The following is a 17,726-nucleotide window of genomic DNA, read 5'->3' as shown; positions in this document are numbered from 1 at the left end:
GGGCGGAATCAGACCGTTTGACCGCCGTCGACGACCATTGCGTGTCCGACGACGAACGTGGATTGATCCGACGACAGCCAGAGCACCGCCGCTGCGATCTCTTCAGGGGTTCCCAACCGTCCGATCGGTTCTTGGTCGATGACCTGTTGCCGGCCTTCTGGGGTGTCCCCGGAGAAGCGCTCGATCATCTCGGTGTCGATGATCCCGGGGCAGATGGCATTGATGCGGATGTTGCGGGCGGCGTAGTCCAGGGCGGCCGATCGGGTGAGGCCGACGACGCCGTGTTTGGCTGCCGCGTAGGCGGCTTGGCCCGCGAATCCCTTCACCCCGGCCCCCGATGAGGTGTTGACGATCGTGCCGCCGCCGTGTTCGAGCATCACAGCGAGCTGGTACTTCATGCAGAGGAACACCCCGGTCAGATCGACCTGAACGATGCGGTCCCAGTCGTCGACGGTGACGTCGGCAAGGTCGGCGTGGGGTTGTTCGACACCAGCGTTGTTGAACGCCATATCAATTCGCCCGAAGCGTTCGATTGCAGTGTTCACTGCTGACTCCACGTCATCAGCGTCGGTGACATCACACCTGACCGCGAGAACGTCCACCCCGGTGGCGGCGACGATGTCGGCGGCTGCCTCGTCGAGCGCGGTCTGGTCGAGATCGACGATCACCACCGCCGCCCCCGCATCCGCGAAAGCCCTGGCCGTGGCCAGCCCGATCCCGCCAGTTGCGCCCGTGATGAATGCGACCTTCGTCGTGAAATCAATTGCCGGCACGGCCGCCTTGCCTCCTCATCGTGTCCAGCGGCCGGTCGGACCGCTGTGATGTCTACACAACGGCAGATCGAGAACCCCGGGAAGTCACTGTCGATGGGTGTACTCGCAGGGCACCCCTCGCGGGCCGAGGTCGCCGTATGGTCGGAGAACATGGACACCCGCGCGGAGATCAAGGACTTCCTCACCACCCGCCGCGGCCGACTCCGTCCTGAACAGGTCGGACTGCCTGCTGGGTCGGACCGGCGGGTCCCCGGCCTGCGACGCAGCGAGGTCGCGACCCTGGCGGGCCTCAGCGTCGAGTACTACTCCCGGATCGAACGCGGCGACCTCGCCGGGGTGTCCGACTCGGTGCTGTCTGCGCTCGCCCGCACCCTCGAACTCGACGACGCAGAACACGACCACCTTCTCGATCTCGCCCATGCCGCGACCCCGTCGACCCGCGCTCGACCGTCGACGCCGTCGCGACCGACGGCGGTGCGACCCCCACTGCAGGCGATGCTCGACGCGATCACCGGCGCCGCGGCCTTCGTCTGCACCGCGTCGCAGGACATGATCGCCACCAATCATCTGGCGCGTGCGCTGTACTCGGACATGTACATCGCCACCGAGCGTCCGGTGAACCACTCCCGCTTCATCTTTCTCGATCCGCGGTCGCACACCACCTACCCCAACTGGCAACGAGCCGCCGACACCAACGTCGCCATCCTGCGCACCGAGTCCGGGCGCTTCCCCCGCGATCGCGCCCTGGCTCAGGTGATCGGCGAACTGTCCATGCGGTCCGACGAATTCCGCTCTCGATGGTCGGCCCATCAGGTCAGGCGACACGTGTCCGGCGTGAAGACGTTCCACCACAGCGCCGTCGGCGACATCGAACTCGGCTACGAGGTCATGCCTCTGCCCGGTGACATCGGGCTGACCCTCACCGTCTACACCCCGGCGCCCGATTCGGCAGCCGAGGAATCGATGCGACTGCTCGGGAGTTGGCTGGCCCGCGATCATCAGACCCCGAGATCCACTCACAGCACCTGACGTGCTCGACCCGACGCGACCTCGCTGTCGGACGATGCTGCGACGGAACGGTGTTCGACTCCCTCGACGTGACGGTGCCGTCGCCGCTGTGGCGGTCTCGGGTGATGGTCAATCCGTCGACGGACAGGCCGACGGCTCCCGCTCGCAGTACGGGGTGGTCCCGGGGAAGCGTCCGCGGTTGCGGGCGACCCAGCCGTAGGCGGCCTCGGACAGCGGTCCCGCGCCGGGGATCCGGTACGCCCACCGAGGTGCCGGCAGTCCGGTCGCGACGGCCGCGGCGACAGCAGCTGCCTCGGCCGCCGAGCACACGCGACCGTCGTCGCCCAGCCACCAGATGGATGCCATCAACTCGTCCTGGGAGAGCTGCCGCCCCAGAGCCGCCGACAACCGCTCGACCGTGTCGGCGGCCTGGAGTGGTTCCAATCGGACGTCACCGGTCCGGTTCATGCGCTCCAACAGGTCTCGCGACCGGGTGCACATGCCGCAGTGTCCGTCGAAGAACAGCACGCCGGGCCCCGAGGGCGGGGCGGTCACCCGCTGATCGAGTCGCGCCAGCGGCAGAGCTCGGCCACGCCGGTGAGGTCGTAGTCGGGGCCGGTCACACCGACGGTGAAGAACGTGACGCCCTCGGCATGGAGCTGTTCGGCGCGGGAGACGAGGTCCTTCAGCGCGTCGCCCGAGGCCGCGTCGGCCGGGTTGAACTCCACGCCGGCCGAGTGCTCGATCTCGCCGGGGTCGCGGCCGACGTCGGCGCAGTGCGACTCGAGCACCGAGGACTTGTGGCGGTAGCTGTCGGGGTCGACGAAGTAGTGCCAGGTGTCGGCGTACTCGGCGACGTAGCGCAACGTCTTCTTCTCGCCACCGCCACCGATGAGCACGGGGATCTTGCGGGTGGGCGCGGGGTTCAGCTTGCCCCAGCGGTCCACGATCCGCGGCAGGGCGCGTCCCAGATCGGTGAGACGTGAACCGGCCGTGCCGAACTCGTAGCCGTACTCGTCGTAGTCCTTCTCGAACCATCCCGACCCGATGCCCAGGATGAGTCGGCCGCCGGAGATGTGGTCGACGGTGCGCGCCATGTCGGCGAGGAGTTCGGGGTTGCGGTAGCTGTTGCAGGTGACCAGCGCGCCGATCTCGATGCGTGACGTCTGCTCGGCCCAGGCGGCCAGCATGGTCCAGCACTCGAAGTGGGCGCCGTCGGGATCGCCGTAGAGCGGATAGAAGTGGTCCCAGTTGAACGCCACGTCGACACCGATGTCCTCGGCGCGGCGGACCGCGTCTCGGATCATCCCGTACTCGGGGGCGTGCTGCGGCTGGATCTGGACTCCGATGCGAACGTCTTTCGCCATGGGAACAGTCAACCCGAGCCCGGCGATCTTGGCCACAAGTTCGCGCGATCGCTGTCGGTGCCGACTGGGACGATGGAGCGCGTGGGCAGTGGGGTGACATCGGAGGGCGCCGGGATGAGGGCGACGGCCTCGATCCTGCACGCCGATCTCGACTCCTTCTACGCCTCCGTCGAGCAGCGCGACGACCCGTCGCTGCGGGGGCGTCCGGTGATCGTCGGTGGCGGGGTGGTGCTCGCGGCCAGCTACGAGGCGAAGGCGTTCGGGATCTACACGCCGATGGGCGGCAGCGCCGCGCGCCGGCTGTGCCCCGACGTGGTGGTGGTCCCGCCCCGGTTCGCCGCCTACACCCAGGCCAGCCGCGACGTCTTCGCGATCTTCGCCGACACCACACCCCTGGTCGAGGGCATCTCCGTCGACGAGGCCTTCCTCGACGTCAGCGGGCTCCGCCGGATCCGCGGGTCCCCGATGGACATCGGTCGAGACCTGCGGGCCCGCGTCGCGCGTGAGGTCGGTCTGCCCATCACCGTGGGGATCGCACGGACCAAGTTCCTCGCCAAGGTGGCGAGTGCGGTGGCCAAACCCGACGGGCTGATCGAGGTCCCGCCGCACGGTGAGATCACGTTCCTGCACCCACTGCCCATCGAGCGACTCTGGGGCGTCGGGAAGGTGACCGCGGCGAAGCTGCATGCGCACGGCATCACGACGGTCGGCGACATCGCCGACGCCGGCGAGAAGGCGCTCGCATCGATGGTCGGGCGGGGCGCCGCCGCACACCTGCACGCGCTGTCGCTCGCACAGGATCCCCGGCGGGTGACGACCGGGGTGCGCCATCGCTCGATCGGCGCCCAGCGGGCGATGGGGCGTGGTCCACACGCATTCGCCGACCTCGACGCGACCGTCATGGCCATCGCCGACAAACTGGGCCGCAGACTCCGCCGGGCCGACCGTGTCTGCCGCACCGTCGTCCTCCGGCTGCGATTCGACGACTTCACCCGGGCGTCGCGGTCGCACACCCTCGTCGACGCCACCGACTCCACGGAGCTGATCCTCGCAGCTGCCCGACGACTCCTCGCCGACGCGGGACCGCTCATCGCCGAGCGGGGGTGCACGCTCGTGGGGGTGGCGCTCACCAACCTCGCCGACGCCGATCCCTACCAACTGTCGCTGCCGTTCCGCGAGCAGGAGAAGGGGTCGTCGGCACAGGTCAGCGGTGGCCGCATCGCGATGGACACCGGCGCTCTCGACGCCACACTCGACGATCTCCGATCCCGCTTCGGGTCGTCGTCGGTGACCCGGGGGACCCTCGTCGGACGCGCCGACCACGACGAGACGCCGCTGCTGCCCGATTGACGCACGCACGACGGGGACGGTCGGCAGATGGACATTGCCCGACCCGTCTGTCCAACAGGTGTGGTGTGGCTTACAGTCAGCGCTGTGAAGTCATTTCGTGGGGTCATGACCGTCATCGCCACCGCCGCCGTCACGGCGGCCACCGTCGTCGCCATCGGTGCGCCCGCAGCGCAGGCCGCACCGGGCGACGCGTTCTACACGCCGCCGGGGCAACTGCCGTCCGGCAACGGTGCGATCGTGAAGACGCGGCCCACGCCGATCTTCCTGCAGATCCCGGGCGACCCCCGCCCGTTCCCGGGGGCCGCCAAGACGGTCATGTACACCTCGCGCCTGCAGGACGGCTCGCCCACCGCGGTCACCGGCACCTACATCGAGCCGTTCGCGCCGTGGCGCGGTCGCGGCCCGCGACCGACCGTCGTCATGGCGCCCGGGACCATCGGCCAGGGCGACGACTGCGCCCCGTCGAAGCTCGTCGCGTTCCCTGCGTCCCTCGACACGAAGAACCTCGCGCTCGGCTCGAACTACGAGAGCCTGTTCGCGAACCTCCTCCTGTACCAGGGCTACCGGGTCCTCATGACCGACTACATCGGGATGGGCACGCCGGGGGTCCACACCTACGTCAACCGCATCGAGGAGGGTCACGCCGTCCTCGACGGTGCCCGCGCTGCGCTCAACCTGGGCAAGCTGCCCGCCGGATCGCCGATCGGGTTCTGGGGCTACTCGCAGGGTGGTGGCGCGACCGCGTCGGCAGCCGAGATGGCCTCGACGTACGCACCGGAGCTGAACATCAAGGGCACCTACGCAGGTGCGCCCCCGGCGGATCTCGAGGTCGTCCTCAAGGCCGTCGACGGCTCGTCCATCGCGGGTGTCATCGGCTACACGGTCAACGGACTCGTCGCGCGCTACCCGGAGCTCGGTCCGCTGATCCAGCGGGAGGCGAGCCCCGCGGGCAAGGCCGCGCTCAAGCAGCTCGCCACCTCGTGCATCGGGGACACCGTCTTCCGCTACGGGTTCCAGCGCACGAACGGCTGGACCACGTCGGGCCAGTCGCTGTACCAGATCTCGCAGAAGTACCCGCAGATCCAGAAGGCGTTGGCCGAGCAGCTGATCGGGAAGATGAAGCCGAATGCGCCGGTCCTGGTGGACACGGGCATCAACGACGACATCATCCCCAACAGCCAGGTGATGGCCATGGTGCGCAGCTGGCGGTCGCAGGGCGCGAACGTGCGTGTCGTGACCGACGGCACCCCGCCGATCTTCCCGAAGCTGGCGGCGAACCACGTGTTCCCGTACCTGTTCGGCACGCTGCCGGCGTCGCAGTTCCTCTACGACCGGTTCAACTCGGCGAACTGACCGACGGTCGCCCGGTCCGGTCGCGCAACGCCGCGATCGGACCGGCGTACATCGTCGACTTGATCGCCGCCACGGTCGCGGGGTTCTTTCCGAGGAGCGGTGTGACACGCGCGATGGCCGCATCGAGGAGAGTGTCGAGAGGCTCGGTTGCGTCGACCAACCCGGCGTCGACCGCCTCGGTCGCCGAGTACCGGCGTCCGGTGGTCATCGCATCGACAGCTGTGGTCGGCACGGTCTTCGACTGGATCAACGCCGCCATCCCCGGTGTGAAGGGGATGTCGATGTCGACCTCGGGGAAGCAGTAGTAGCCGCGGTCGCTGCGCATGATGCGGAAGTCGTGCGCGATCGCGGCCATCGCACCCGCGCCGAAGGCGTGTCCGTTGACGGCGGCGACGGTCGGCATGGGGAAGGTCAGCAGACGCTCGAACAGGTGATGGACCCGCCCGACGTACCACTCGAGCTGGTCGCCGTGGCCCATCAGCCAGTCGAGGTCGAGACCGTTGGACCAGAACTTCCCGGTGCCGACGGTCACCAGCGCCCCGGCCTGGTCCCGAGCGCTGTCGAGATGGGTGTCGAGCAGGTCGAGAGCCTCGGGTGAGAAGCGGTTCTCGTCGTCGCCGAGGGTGATGACGGCGACCGAGTCGCGCATGTCCAGGGTGGGTGTCATATGGCGAACATAAGCTCTAGAACAATTATTCGTCAACTGTCTGCGATGATGCCGTCATGTCCCGGACCGTCTTCGCCGTCGACGACCTGCTCGACGCAGCCCGATCCTGCGTCCTCGCCGAGGGTGTCCGGAAGACGACGGTGGCCGCTGTCGCCCGGCGGTCGGGGGCGCCGGTCGGGTCGATCTACCACCGCTTCGCGGGGATCGACGACGTGTTGGCCGGAGCGTGGATCCGAGCGGTGTCGCGGTCGCAGGCGGGTGTCGGGGAGGTCGACACGAGTGACCTGGCCCGGGCGGACGTGGCTGCGGCGCTCGCCGTCGCGTCGTTCGACTTCTGTCTGCGACATCCCGACGACGTCCGCCTCCTGGAGCGCCTGACGCGACGGGACGTGCTGGGCCTCAAGCTGTCCCCGGCCACCCTCGATCAGGTCCGCGAAGTCGACGAACGCAGCATGGCGCTGATGGGCGCCGCCGCGCGCCGTCTCGGGGACGACGGTCTGTCCACCACCGCACTGGTCGTGATCGAACTCCCTCAGACGTTCGCGCGCAGCGCGCTTGCAGCGGCGGACACCGTGGAGTTGGACGCGCGTCGTCGGCAACTCGACGCGGCGGTCCGAGCAGTGATCGCGACGGTCACATCCGCGCGAAGCGGGCCATGACGAAGGCGTAGACCCCGTAGGTGGCCAGTCCGACCGCGGCGATCAGCAACACCGACGGGCCGGCGGGCGCGCTGCCGAGTGTCTTGACCGCTCCGTCGAGCCCGGTGGCCTTGGACGGGTCCGACCGCAGTGCGGCGACGACCAGGAGGACGCCGGCCAGGGCGAGGACGAGTCCCTTCGCGGTGTACCCGACCAGGCCGGTCACCCGGACGACCGCGACGTCCGTGATCGTCAGATCGTCGAGGAACGCGCGCGTGACGCCCTTGTGGACGTGATAGGCCCCGACACAGACGACGATGACCCCGACGGCGATCAGGGCGCACACGCCGAGGGTGGAGTCCATCAGGCGCGCGCTCATCCCGGCGTTCTCGCTCCCGCTCGAGGAATGGTCCCCGAACGCGAATCGGGCTGCGGTCCACGCGAATGCGAGGTAGATGACGGCCAGGCTCAGTGCCTTGCCGCGGTCCAGCAGGGCCGACGGGCCGTCGTCGTCGGGATCGTCGGGCTCGGTGGCGTGCACCCCGATCGCCGCCTCGGCCAGCCGCCACAGCGCCATCGCGACGAACGCGACGGCACCGGCGTAGAGCGCGGTGGTGCCGCCGGTCGTCCCGCCGACGGTGGCCAGCGCGCCCGACTGGTCGGCGTTGCCACCGGCCCCGACCGCGATCCGCACGATCACGTACGCGATCAACACGTGGACGATCCCGCTCACGACGTGGCCGGCGCGCGCGGCCGCCTCGAACCAGGAGCTGTCGGTGGCGTGGTCGACGGCGGCGGTGAACGGGTTGCGTGAGGAGGGTCGATCCGCGTTGCCCGCCATCACCTCACCCGCCCTTCCCGACTCGGGCACGGTATCCCCGCACGGGTGCCGGACGGAAGGACCCTCGACACGACGACGGCCCGCCATCTCCGCAGAGATGACGGGCCGTGGTCGTGAGAGATCAGATCAGGCGTCGGCTCCGATCCCGATTCTGCTCGTCAGGAATCGGCTCCGATGATGAACTCCTCGAGCTGCGTGCGCGCGACGTCGTCGGCGAGCTGCTTCGGGGGGCTCTTCATGAGGTAGGCCGAGGCCGGGATGACCGGTCCGCCGATGCCACGGTCGAGCGCGATCTTCGCGGCGCGCACGGCGTCGATGATGATGCCCGCGGAGTTGGGGGAGTCCCAGACCTCGAGCTTGTACTCGAGGTTCAGGGGCACGTCGCCGAAGGCGCGACCCTCGAGGCGGACGTAGGCCCACTTGCGGTCGTCGAGCCACGCGACGTGGTCCGAGGGCCCGATGTGGACGTTCTTGTCCTCGATCTTGCCGGCCAGCGAACCGTGCAGGTTCGAGGTGACGGCCTGGGTCTTCGAGACCTTCTTGGACTCCAGACGCTCACGCTCGAGCATGTTCTTGAAGTCCATGTTGCCGCCGACGTTGAGCTGGTAGGTGCGGTCCAGCGCGACGCCGCGGTCCTCGAACAGCTTCGCCATCACGCGGTGGGTGATGGTGGCACCGACCTGGCTCTTGATGTCGTCGCCGACGATCGGCACGCCCGCGGCGCGGAACTTCTCGGCCCACTCGGGGTCGGAGGCGATGAACACCGGCAGGGCGTTGACGAAGGCGACACCCGCGTCGATGCAGCACTGCGCGTAGAACTTGTCGGCCTGCTCGGACCCGACGGGGAGGTAGGAGACGAGGACGTCGACCTTGTTGTCCTTCAGCGCCTGGACGACATCGCCGCCCTCGCCGTCGGCCTCGGTGATGGTCTGGCGGTAGTACTTGCCCAGGCCGTCGAGGGTGTGGCCGCGCTGCACGGTCACACCGGTCGGCTCGACGTCGGCGAACTTGATCGTGTTGTTCTCCGACGCGAAGATCGCCTCGGAGAGGTCGAACCCGACCTTCTTGGCGTCCACGTCGAACGCGGCGACGAACTCGACGTCGCGGACGTGGTACTTGCCGAAGGTCACGTGCATGAGGCCCGGGACCGTGGCGGTCTCGTCGGCGTCCTTGTAGTACTGCACGCCTTGGACCAGGGATGAGGCGCAGTTACCCACACCCACAATGGCCACGCGGACTGAGTTTGTGTCACCCATGGTCGGGCTCTCCTTCATTCTGTTGCGAAACTGCAGTTGTGTCGGGTTCGAGGACCGGACCGTCGGGCTCGGCCGCGGATTCGGCTGCGATGAGCTCGTTGAGCCACCGCACCTCGCGTTCGCTGGATTCCAGGCTCAGCTGGTGGAGCTGACGGGTGTACCGGTCGACGGCGCGGGTCGAGCGACCCACCGCCTCCCGGAGCCCCTCGCGGCGCTCCTCCACCTGACGACGACGACCCTCGAGGATGCGCATGCGCGCAACCGCCGGTGTGCGGCTGAAGAACGCCAGGTGCACCCCGAAGCCGTCGTCGGTGTAGTTCTGCGGACCGGTGTCCGCCACCAACTCGGCGAACCGTTCCCGGCCTGCCGGCGTCAGCTTGTACACCCGTCGCGCCCGCCGCTTGAGCGTCCCCTGTGGTCCGGCGTCCTCGACGATGAGGCCGTCGGTCTGCATCCGACGCAGGGTCGGGTACAGCGAGCCGTAGGAGAAGGCGCGGAAGGCACCCAGCAACCCGGTGAGCCGCTTGCGCAACTCGTAGCCGTGCATCGGGGCCTCGAGGAGGAGACCGAGCACCGCCAACTCCAGCACTGGATGAACTCCTTCTGACGACCTGTCGAACGAACGTGTACAGCAGATGCTACACACACATGTATCGGGCCGATATAACCGGGACAGGAAACCGGACGTGAACCGGAGTTTGCCGCCCGGCGATCCGGGGACGTCGTCGCACCGGCCCCGGATGCAGGACCCGGCCCGAGGCGGGCCACGTACTCTTGTCTGCGTGCTGGTGCAGAGACAGACGGTGGACTACGCGCTCCAGCGTCGCTCGCTGCTGTCGGAGGTCGACGCCGGTCGGACAGCGGTCGGGGCGGTGTGTGACGCGGACCCGTACCTGCTGCGTGCCGCGGCGTTCCACGGCAGGCCGAGCGAGGTCATCTGCCCCATCTGCCGCAAGGAACAACTGACCCTGGTGTCGTGGGTGTTCGGCGATCGCCTGGGCACCGTGAACAACTCGGCCAGGTCGATCGAGGAGATCACGCGGCTCGCAGCCGACAGCGAGGAGTTCTCGGTGCACGTCGTCGAGGTGTGCCGCAGCTGTCGCTGGAACCATCTGGTGCAGTCGTTCGTCGCAGGAAGGGTCCCCCGGCCGCGGCAGCGACGGTCCCGCCGCGCCGCGGGCAGTGCAGACTGATCCGCGCAACGACGAGAGCGATGGAACGAGAACGGTGAGCAACGGAACTGGTGCGCGCGCGACGCAGGACACGAAGCGGTCGCGGCTGAATGTGGTGGCCTGGGTGGCCGGGGTGATCGGCTGCCTCGTGCCGCTCGGGGTCGTCGTCGTGGCGGTGGTCTTCCTCTTCACCTACCTCGGCGCCTCTGTGCCGGGTCCCGACGCGATCAAGCAGAACCAGGTGGCCACCATCCTGGACTCGCGCGGCGGGGAGATCGCCCGCATCGTCCCGCCCGAGGGCAACCGCACCGACGTCTCCATCGACAAGATCCCGAAGGCGATGCAGGACGCGGTGATCGCCGCCGAGGACCGCGAGTTTCGCACCAACGCCGGGTTCTCGATCTCCGGTCTCGCCCGAGCCGCGCTCGGTCAGGTGACCAACAACGCCGACGCCGGCGGCGGGTCTACCATCACCCAGCAGTACGTGAAGAACGCCCTCGTCGGCGACGAACGCAGCTACACCCGTAAGTTCAAGGAACTCGCGATCGCCACGAAGATGTCGAACGAGTGGACCAAAGACGACATCATGGCCGCCTACCTCAACACCATCTACTTCGGGCGTGGCGCCTACGGGGTGTCGGCGGCGGCGAAGGCCTACTTCAACAAGGACATCAGCCAGGTCTCCGTCCCGGAGGCCGCGGTGCTCGCGTCGTCCATCCGGTCGCCGTCCTACTACGACCCCGCGACGAACCCGGCTGCCGCCCAGGAGCGCTGGCGGTATGTGCTCGACGGCATGGTCACCATCGGCGCGCTGACGCCCCAGGACGAGGCGGCGCTGAAGTACCCGCGGGTGGTCGCGCCGCGCGACACCTCGGGCAACGTGACCTCCGGTCCGAACGGGCTCGTCAAGCAGCAGGTGCTCGCGGAGCTGAACTCGCTGAACATCTCCGAGCAGGACGTGCAGACCGAGGGCCTGAAGATCACCACCACGATCGACCCGCAGGTGCAGCGGTCCGTGGTGTCGGCCGCCAACGGCCAACTCGAGGGCGAGCCGAAGGACATCCGCGACGCGGTCGTGTCGATCGACCCCGGGACCGGCGCGGTGAAGGGCTACTTCGGCGGCAACAACGGGCAGGGCTTCGACTACGCCCAGGCCGGGTTGCAGACGGGGTCGTCGTTCAAGGTGTTCGCCCTCGTCGCGGCGCTCGAGCAGGGCATCCCGCTGTCCAAGGTGTACAGCTCCTCGTCGTTCACGGCCCCCGGTGGGAACACCGTCACGAACTCCGACGGTGAGAGCTGCGGCTCCTGCAATCTCGCGACGGCGCTGAAGCTCTCGTTGAACACCGTCTACTACCGCCTCATGCTCGACCTCGACGGGCAGGCGCAGGCTGTCGCCGACGCGGCCCACCAGGCCGGGATCGCCGAGAGCTTCGGCAACATCAAGCAGACGCTGGTCAACCTCGACAAGGACGGGAACCCGATCGAGGGTGGCGTCGAGGGCGGCGTGGTCCTCGGCCAGTACCGGTCCCGCGTGATCGACATGGCGTCGGCGTACGCCACGCTGGCCAACCGCGGCGTCTATCACGCGCCGCACTTCGTCCAGAAGGTCGAGACCGCGGACGGCACCGTGCTGTACCAGCGCAAGGCCGACGCCGGCGAACGTCGGTTCTCCGCGGCTGTCGCCGACAACGTGACGTCGGCGATGCAGCCCATCGCCGCCTACTCGCGCGGGCACGCGCTCGACGACGGCAGTCGGCCGTCGGCCGCGAAGACCGGTACCACCCAGCTCGGGGACACCGGCCAGAACAAGGACGCGTGGATGGTGGGGTACACCCCGCAGCTGTCCACGGCCGTGTGGGTCGGTACGGATGCCGGTGTGGCGCTGAAGAACTACACCGGGTCCATCGTCTACGGCTCGGGCCTGCCGTCGGACATCTGGCAGGCCGCGATGGACGGTGCGCTGGACGGGCAGCCGATCGAGGACTTCCCGGAGCCCGCCGCCATCGGCGGTGTCGCCGGTGTCCCGTACGAGGCGCCGCAGACCACCGACGCACCGACGCAGACCCGTCGGAGCCAGGAGACCACCGAGCCGGAGGCGCCCAGGACGACGTTCGCGCCGCCGTCGGCCACGCTCGCACCGGGCGTGACGATCCCGCTGCCCGGTCCGCCGACCGAGACGGTGGTGACCCCGACCCCGGAGCAGAACGATCCGTTCGCCAACGGCGGCTGAGGCTCCCGACGTGGCGGATGCGGTCGACTCGGATGCGGTCGAGTCGCCGACGCGGCTCGCGCCCGATCAGCGCACCGCCGACGACCGCGTCCTGCCCAGCCTCGCCGACCCCGTCGCCCGGGAGGGGTCGATCGCGATCGGCGGGCCTGTCGGTCTGCACGCGGTGGTGGGGCGGTCCCGCACCTTCACCCCGCTGCGCGTCCTGCTCCTGCTCACGCTCGTCGCGCTCGCGCTCGGGTGGTACGGGAAGGCGGCCTGTCTGCAGCAGGCGCCCAACCCGCAGACCGGTGTGCAACAACTCGACTGGAGCAACCACCGGCAGTACATCGCTCTCTGCTACTCCGACACCGTGCCGCTCTACACCGCCGAACGGCTCGACACCGGCGCGCTGCCCTACAAGGTGTCGTGGACGGAGAACAAGCCGGACGGGTCGCCGCAGGAGCGACGGATGGAGTACCCGGTCCTCACCGGCATGTACATGTACGGCGCGGCGCAGGTCGCGATGGGTTGGCAGTGGGCGCACGACCACTGGGGTGTCCCGTCGGCGCTGAGCGTGGTGCTGTTCTTCGTCGTGTCCGCGCTGGGTCTGGCGCTGTTCTGGCTGGTGACCATCTGGGCGACGGCGCTCACCGCGGGGGTACGCATCTGGTCGGCGGCGATCGCCGCGGTGTCGCCGCTGGTGATCGTGCACGCGTTCACCAACTTCGACACCATCGCGACCGCGTTCCTCGCGCTGGCGATGCTGGCGTGGGCTCGGCGGAACCCCTGGGCGGCAGGGTTGTTCATCGGGCTGGGTGCGGCGGCGAAGCTGTATCCGGCGCTCCTGCTCATCCCGTTGGCCGTGCTGTGCCTGCGTGCGGGCAAGGTCCGTGAGTTCTTCGTCACCGCGTCGGTCGCGGCGGCGACGTGGCTCGTCGTGAACCTGCCCGTGATGGCGCTGTTCCCGGCCGGCTGGTACGAGTTCTTCCGCTACAACTCCTCGCGTGGCACCGATCCCGACACGTGGTTCACGGTCGTCACCCGGGTGTCGGGGTACCGCTGGGGTGCCGATGTGAACGGCAGCTCGGCGCTGGTGAACGCACTGTTCGTCGGACTGTTCGTCGTCGTGTGCATCGCGGTCGCGGCGATCGGGCTCACCGCGCCGACGCGACCACGGGTGGCGCAGTTGATGTTCCTCATCCTCGCCGGCTTCCTGCTGGTGAACAAGGTGTGGAGCCCGCAGTACTCGCTGTGGTTGGTCCCGCTGGCCGTGCTCGCCATCCCGCGGTTCCGGTTGCTGATGGCGTGGATGGTGCTCGACGCCGCGGTGTGGATCCCGCGGATGGGGCTCTATCTGCCCGCGGACGTGAAATGGCTACCCGACCAGTGGTTCACGGCCGCCATCGTGTTGCGGTTCCTCGCCGTGCTGGGACTCTGCGCCGTGGTGATCTGGGAGATCTACCACCCCCGTGCCGATCTCGTCCGCGCCGGCGTCGACGGTCGTCGCTACGACGATCCGGCCGGCGGCGTGCTCGACGAGGCGCCGGACTCGGTGGTGTCCCGACGGCCGCGTCCCGCGGAGACCGCGACCGCTGTCGGATAGTCGCGCAGGGGGAGCGCGTCGTCGGCGCCGGGGCGTGCCCACCGGACGGGCGCCCGGACGAACGCGACGAGCAGGACGGCCAGGACCACCATGTGGGACCACACGCCGATGTTGACGCCGGTCATCACCCACCACTTCATCGGCTCCCCGGACGTGTAGATGCCGAACAGCCGGAAGATGGTGAGGTCCAGGGCCAGATCGCCGATGAGGTAGACGGCGATGAGCTGCCACCGCACCTGCAGCAGCACGAAGAACGGCAGGATCCACAGCGTGTACTGCGGGGAGTGGACCTTGTGGAAGAGCATGAACCCGGCGAGCATCGCGGCGCTCACCCCCACCCACGGGAACACGGCACCCGACCGCCACATCCGCACGCCCAGCGTGATCACCGCGACGAACGACACCAGGATCAGCAGCGGTGACGCGACACCCACGATCGAGTTGTAGGTGGGGGTCATGCCGTCGGTGAGATGTCGCAGCCCCCAGTACCAGATCGAGTTGGTGTCGACGTCGGACTTCCGTCTGCCCTGGAACGTCAGTGACGCCTTCCAGCCCGCGTACCCCAGGATCATGAACGGCAGCTCGATCACCGCGACCACGACGACGGCGGTGCCGACGACCCACGCCGCCCCGACCATGTCCAGGGCCCGACGCCCGGCCGCGGGGTCGACGCGTCGCAGACCGCGGGTGGCGACGTAGAGCGCGAGGGGGACGACGAACAGTCCCGGGTACAGCTTCAGACAGAAGCCGACCGCCAGGACCGCCGACGCCAGGGAGGCACTGACCCGCAACGGGATCCGGGGTCGGCCGGTCGTGGGTGAGATCGACTCCCCGTAGGCCATGATCGCCACCGCGCCGACCGCGGTCGCCACGACGGGCAACTCCCAGTTGTGGAAGGCGTAGAGGATCAGCGGGGGCGTGGCCGCCCACAGCAGCGCCCACCACCGGGTGAGCAGACCCAACATGACGGTGACGAGGATCCCGAACGGCGCCAACAGGATCGCCGAGTGGACGAAGAACTGGGTGTCGGTGTGGGCGCCGATCGCGCCGATGTACATGAGGACACCCGACAGCACGGGGTACTCGACAGCTCCGCCGAACAGGACCCCGTCCGGTCGGATGCCCCCGTGGATGAACGGGAAGACGTGGTTGTTGATGTCCCGGCCGATCCACAGGAACTGCAGATCCGAGTAACACGGCATCAGCAGCTCGTGCTTGCCGACGGGCCAGTGCGCGCTGCGGCCGGCGGCGTCGTACGGCGGGCCCCCGCAGTCGAGTTTGCCGAGGAAACCCAGCGTCATGAACGCGAGGGTGAACAGGATGAGGACGAGCAGCAGGACGGCGGTCTCACCGCGGAGGGCGTGTCGACGCAGCCGTCGACGATCGGCGACGGGCACGGCGGACATGGGCTACAGGTTAGGGGGAAGCTGCGGTGGACTGTGCAGACCCCGTGGCGGGGTGCCCGGTCCGATCGGTGCCGCCTCGGTCTCGAGCCATCCCACGCCGGTGCGACCGTCGTTGCGGGTGAAGGTCCCCCAGGCCCGGCGGAGCAGAGCGTCCCGGCCGCCCGGGCCGGGGCGGCGGGCCGACGCGTCGGCGACCGGGGTGAAGGTGAGCGTGAACGCGCCGGGCTCCACCGCGACGATCCACGGAGCGGTCTCGTCGTCGGGGTCGTCGTCGGGTCCGCTCAGCACCCGGGACACGTCGAGGAGGACCGGCGCGACGCCCGGCGACTGCACCTGACCCAGCGACACCGGCGCGAGACCGGGGACGCGTGCATCGATCCCGTTCATGTCGGTGCCGTCGTCGAAGTGCGCGGTGAACGCCGTCCACCGCATCTCCCACCAGTCGGTGCCCGCCCAGGCGTGTTCGCGGTAGCCGGGCGCGTCGAGGGTGATCGTCCGGTCCGCCCCCATCCCGGAGACGGTGATGGTGCCGGTCACCGCGCAGGGGATGAGCAGCAGAGGGGAGACGCCGTAGGCCGCCGGGGTCGCGGCCGTGTACCAGTGCAGGTCCGCGACGAGCCCGACCTCCGAGCCCGCCGCACTCGCCGTCCCCGACAGGCCCAGATGCACGTGCTGCAACGGCTCGACGACGTCGTGGTGCAACTCGACTGTGTCCGCGATCACCGTGAGCGTCGGATCGGGGTCGGGGGTGGAGGTCGAGAGGGTCACCGCGGGGAGGTCGGGGCCGGTGACGGCGAGGGTGAGGTAGGCGCCCTCGGTGATACCGGAGTGCCGTCCGAACCGGAACCACGCCCCCACGCCGGCGTCGACGTCGGCCACGGCGAGGGTCCACTCCTCGCTGCGGCCGTCGGTGACGGCGTCGGGGTGGGCGAACTCGTCGCCCGGATGGGCGGACCCGGCAGGCCGGGCGGATGCGGCCGAGGCCGGCGGACGACCGAGGTCGTCGAGGAACGTGCAGGCGCGGGCGAACAGCGTGAGCCACAGATCCGAGGGGTGCCCCCGCTGCTGGAGCCCCCACCCGGGCGTCTGCACCGCGCAGCGGATCACCTGCACCAGCACGAGGAAGGCGTGGTCGTGGATCTCGCGGCGGAGGGCGTCGACGTCGTCGGACGACGCCGCCCCGCCCATCGCGAGCTGATAGTGGCGCAGGATCTCGTCGTAGGTCTGGCGGCGGGTGTCCGGGGGAGACGACAGCGCGAGGAACGATGCGAGGTCGACCGCGCACGGCCCCCACGACACCTGGCCCCAGTTCGTCAGGACGACGGGTCTTCCGGCCTCCCGGGTACCGACGAGGACGTTGCCGTAGCGCAGGTCGCCGTGCACGATCCCGGTGCGCGCGCCGAGGCGACCGGCGTGGTCGGTGAGGGTGCCGATCGCCGCCACCACCTGGTTGGCGATCGAGAGGTGCACCGGGTCGATGCGTTCGCCGTACCGCTGCACGAAGCGGACGTAGTCCGCGCCCAGCGACGCGCGGTCGGGGACGGGGAGCGGATCGATCCACTCGGGTCGCTGCGCGGCGGCACCGCTCGCCCGGTGCACGGTCGCGAGCGAGGTGATCGCAAGGAAACCCGCGGTGAAGGTGGGACCCACGAGGTCGTCGCCGTAGTGTCCGGGGCCGACGTCGTCGAACACGAGCCAGAACCGCCGCGTCCCCTCGTCGAACCGATGGGCGAGGCACCGCGCGGTCGGGATCGGCAGGTCGCCGGAGCAGACGTGGAACCGGTACTCGCGCGACAGCGGATCAGACGGGCCGGTGTAGGCCGGGTCGACGCATTTGAGGACCACCGACGTCGACGACCCGTCGGTGCGGGAGATGTGCAACCGCGCCGTCATGGTCGGCCGCCCCTCGGTGACGCGCTCGGCCCGCCACGCCGTCGCGTCGCCGATGCCCAGGACGACGCGGACCCAGTCGGCGTCGATGTCGTCGGGCGACCACCATCCGGGCACGTCGGAGACAGTACCGGTGCCCCCGCTGTGATTTCGCTGGTCAGGGCTCGTTGCTGTACCGTTGGCCCGTTGCCGA

The 17,726-nt window shown here is 69.3% G+C and carries 16 protein-coding genes; 7 read left to right on the top strand and 9 right to left on the bottom strand.

The window, feature by feature from the left end:
- Window positions 1-8: 8 nt before the first annotated feature.
- Window positions 9-773 (bottom strand): glucose 1-dehydrogenase, encoded by a 765-nt coding sequence (locus tag LX14_RS07300; protein WP_253646571.1) that lies wholly within the window; start codon window positions 771-773, stop codon window positions 9-11.
- A gap of 150 nt (window positions 774-923) precedes the next feature.
- Here LX14_RS07300 and LX14_RS07295 point away from each other — a divergent pair, with 150 nt between their 5' ends.
- Window positions 924-1,802, top strand: coding sequence for a helix-turn-helix transcriptional regulator (locus LX14_RS07295; RefSeq protein ID WP_253646570.1), 879 nt, complete (start codon window positions 924-926; stop codon window positions 1,800-1,802).
- Window positions 1,803-1,910: 108 nt separating this feature from the next.
- Here LX14_RS07295 and LX14_RS07290 read toward each other — a convergent pair whose 3' ends face one another.
- Entirely contained in the window at window positions 1,911-2,336 is a 426-nt protein-coding gene (locus tag LX14_RS07290) for a thiol-disulfide oxidoreductase DCC family protein (RefSeq protein WP_253646569.1), read from the bottom strand.
- Window positions 2,333-3,148 (bottom strand): LLM class F420-dependent oxidoreductase, encoded by an 816-nt coding sequence (locus tag LX14_RS07285; protein ID WP_253646568.1) that lies wholly within the window; start codon window positions 3,146-3,148, stop codon window positions 2,333-2,335. Before LX14_RS07285 ends, LX14_RS07290 begins: the two co-directional genes overlap by 4 nt.
- A gap of 114 nt (window positions 3,149-3,262) precedes the next feature.
- On the opposite strand from LX14_RS07285, the gene dinB reads away from it, so the two are divergent.
- Both dinB and LX14_RS07275 read left to right on the top strand, forming a co-directional pair.
- Window positions 3,263-4,498: a DNA polymerase IV gene (dinB, locus tag LX14_RS07280; protein ID WP_253646567.1), complete on the top strand. Its 1,236-nt coding sequence runs from the start codon at window positions 3,263-3,265 to the stop codon at window positions 4,496-4,498.
- 105 nt (window positions 4,499-4,603) lie between these two features.
- On the top strand, window positions 4,604-5,851 hold the full coding sequence (locus LX14_RS07275) for a lipase family protein (protein WP_253646566.1): 1,248 nt from the start codon (window positions 4,604-4,606) through the stop codon (window positions 5,849-5,851).
- Here the strand turns inward: LX14_RS07275 and LX14_RS07270 are convergent.
- Window positions 5,835-6,518: an enoyl-CoA hydratase/isomerase family protein gene (locus LX14_RS07270; protein ID WP_253646565.1), complete on the bottom strand. Its 684-nt coding sequence runs from the start codon at window positions 6,516-6,518 to the stop codon at window positions 5,835-5,837. The two genes, LX14_RS07275 and LX14_RS07270, sit on opposite strands and share 17 nt — an antisense overlap.
- Window positions 6,519-6,574: 56 nt before the next feature.
- On the opposite strand from LX14_RS07270, the gene LX14_RS07265 reads away from it, so the two are divergent.
- The gene (locus LX14_RS07265; RefSeq protein WP_253646564.1) at window positions 6,575-7,177 is read left to right on the top strand and encodes a TetR family transcriptional regulator; all 603 of its coding nucleotides are present in this window, start codon (window positions 6,575-6,577) and stop codon (window positions 7,175-7,177) included.
- Here LX14_RS07265 and LX14_RS07260 read toward each other — a convergent pair.
- The 3 genes from LX14_RS07260 to LX14_RS07250 all read right to left on the bottom strand — a co-directional run bounded on the left by LX14_RS07260 (window position 7,152) and on the right by LX14_RS07250 (window position 9,842).
- Window positions 7,152-7,997, bottom strand: coding sequence for a DUF1206 domain-containing protein (locus tag LX14_RS07260; RefSeq protein WP_253646563.1), 846 nt, complete (start codon window positions 7,995-7,997; stop codon window positions 7,152-7,154). The two genes, LX14_RS07265 and LX14_RS07260, sit on opposite strands and share 26 nt — an antisense overlap.
- Window positions 7,998-8,155: 158 nt before the next feature.
- Entirely contained in the window at window positions 8,156-9,253 is a 1,098-nt protein-coding gene (locus tag LX14_RS07255; RefSeq protein ID WP_253646562.1) for an inositol-3-phosphate synthase, read from the bottom strand.
- Complete coding sequence (locus LX14_RS07250; protein WP_253646561.1) at window positions 9,246-9,842, bottom strand: PadR family transcriptional regulator; 597 nt, start codon at window positions 9,840-9,842, stop codon at window positions 9,246-9,248. The genes LX14_RS07255 and LX14_RS07250 overlap by 8 nt, the downstream gene beginning before the upstream one ends.
- Before the next feature lie 199 nt (window positions 9,843-10,041).
- On the opposite strand from LX14_RS07250, the gene LX14_RS07245 reads away from it, so the two are divergent.
- The 3 genes from LX14_RS07245 to LX14_RS07235 are packed head-to-tail and all read left to right on the top strand — an operon-like array spanning window position 10,042 to window position 14,237.
- Entirely contained in the window at window positions 10,042-10,446 is a 405-nt protein-coding gene (locus tag LX14_RS07245) for a DUF5318 family protein (protein WP_253647924.1), read from the top strand.
- Between the two features lie 34 nt (window positions 10,447-10,480).
- A complete protein-coding gene (locus LX14_RS07240) occupies window positions 10,481-12,655 on the top strand; it encodes a transglycosylase domain-containing protein (RefSeq protein ID WP_253646560.1) in 2,175 nt (724 codons plus the stop codon).
- A 10-nt stretch (window positions 12,656-12,665) separates the two neighbouring features.
- Window positions 12,666-14,237, top strand: a complete 1,572-nt coding sequence (locus LX14_RS07235; RefSeq protein WP_253646559.1) for a glycosyltransferase family 87 protein — start codon at window positions 12,666-12,668, stop codon at window positions 14,235-14,237.
- Here LX14_RS07235 and LX14_RS07230 read toward each other — a convergent pair.
- Both LX14_RS07230 and LX14_RS07225 read right to left on the bottom strand, forming a co-directional pair.
- Window positions 14,141-15,643 carry a glycosyltransferase family protein gene (locus LX14_RS07230; protein ID WP_253646558.1) on the bottom strand — a complete coding sequence of 501 codons (1,503 nt, stop codon included), beginning with the start codon at window positions 15,641-15,643 and terminating at the stop codon, window positions 14,141-14,143. The two genes, LX14_RS07235 and LX14_RS07230, sit on opposite strands and share 97 nt — an antisense overlap.
- A 3-nt stretch (window positions 15,644-15,646) precedes the next feature.
- A complete protein-coding gene (locus LX14_RS07225; RefSeq protein WP_253646557.1) occupies window positions 15,647-17,650 on the bottom strand; it encodes a DUF7064 domain-containing protein in 2,004 nt (667 codons plus the stop codon).
- Between the last annotated feature and the right edge of the window lie 76 nt (window positions 17,651-17,726).

The sequence above is a fragment of the Williamsia deligens genome, from assembly GCF_024171765.1.
Lineage (GTDB): Bacteria > Actinomycetota > Actinomycetes > Mycobacteriales > Mycobacteriaceae > Williamsia_A > Williamsia_A deligens.
Note: the sequence above shows the minus strand (reverse complement) of the source record. Positions and strands in the feature narration are given on the sequence as shown.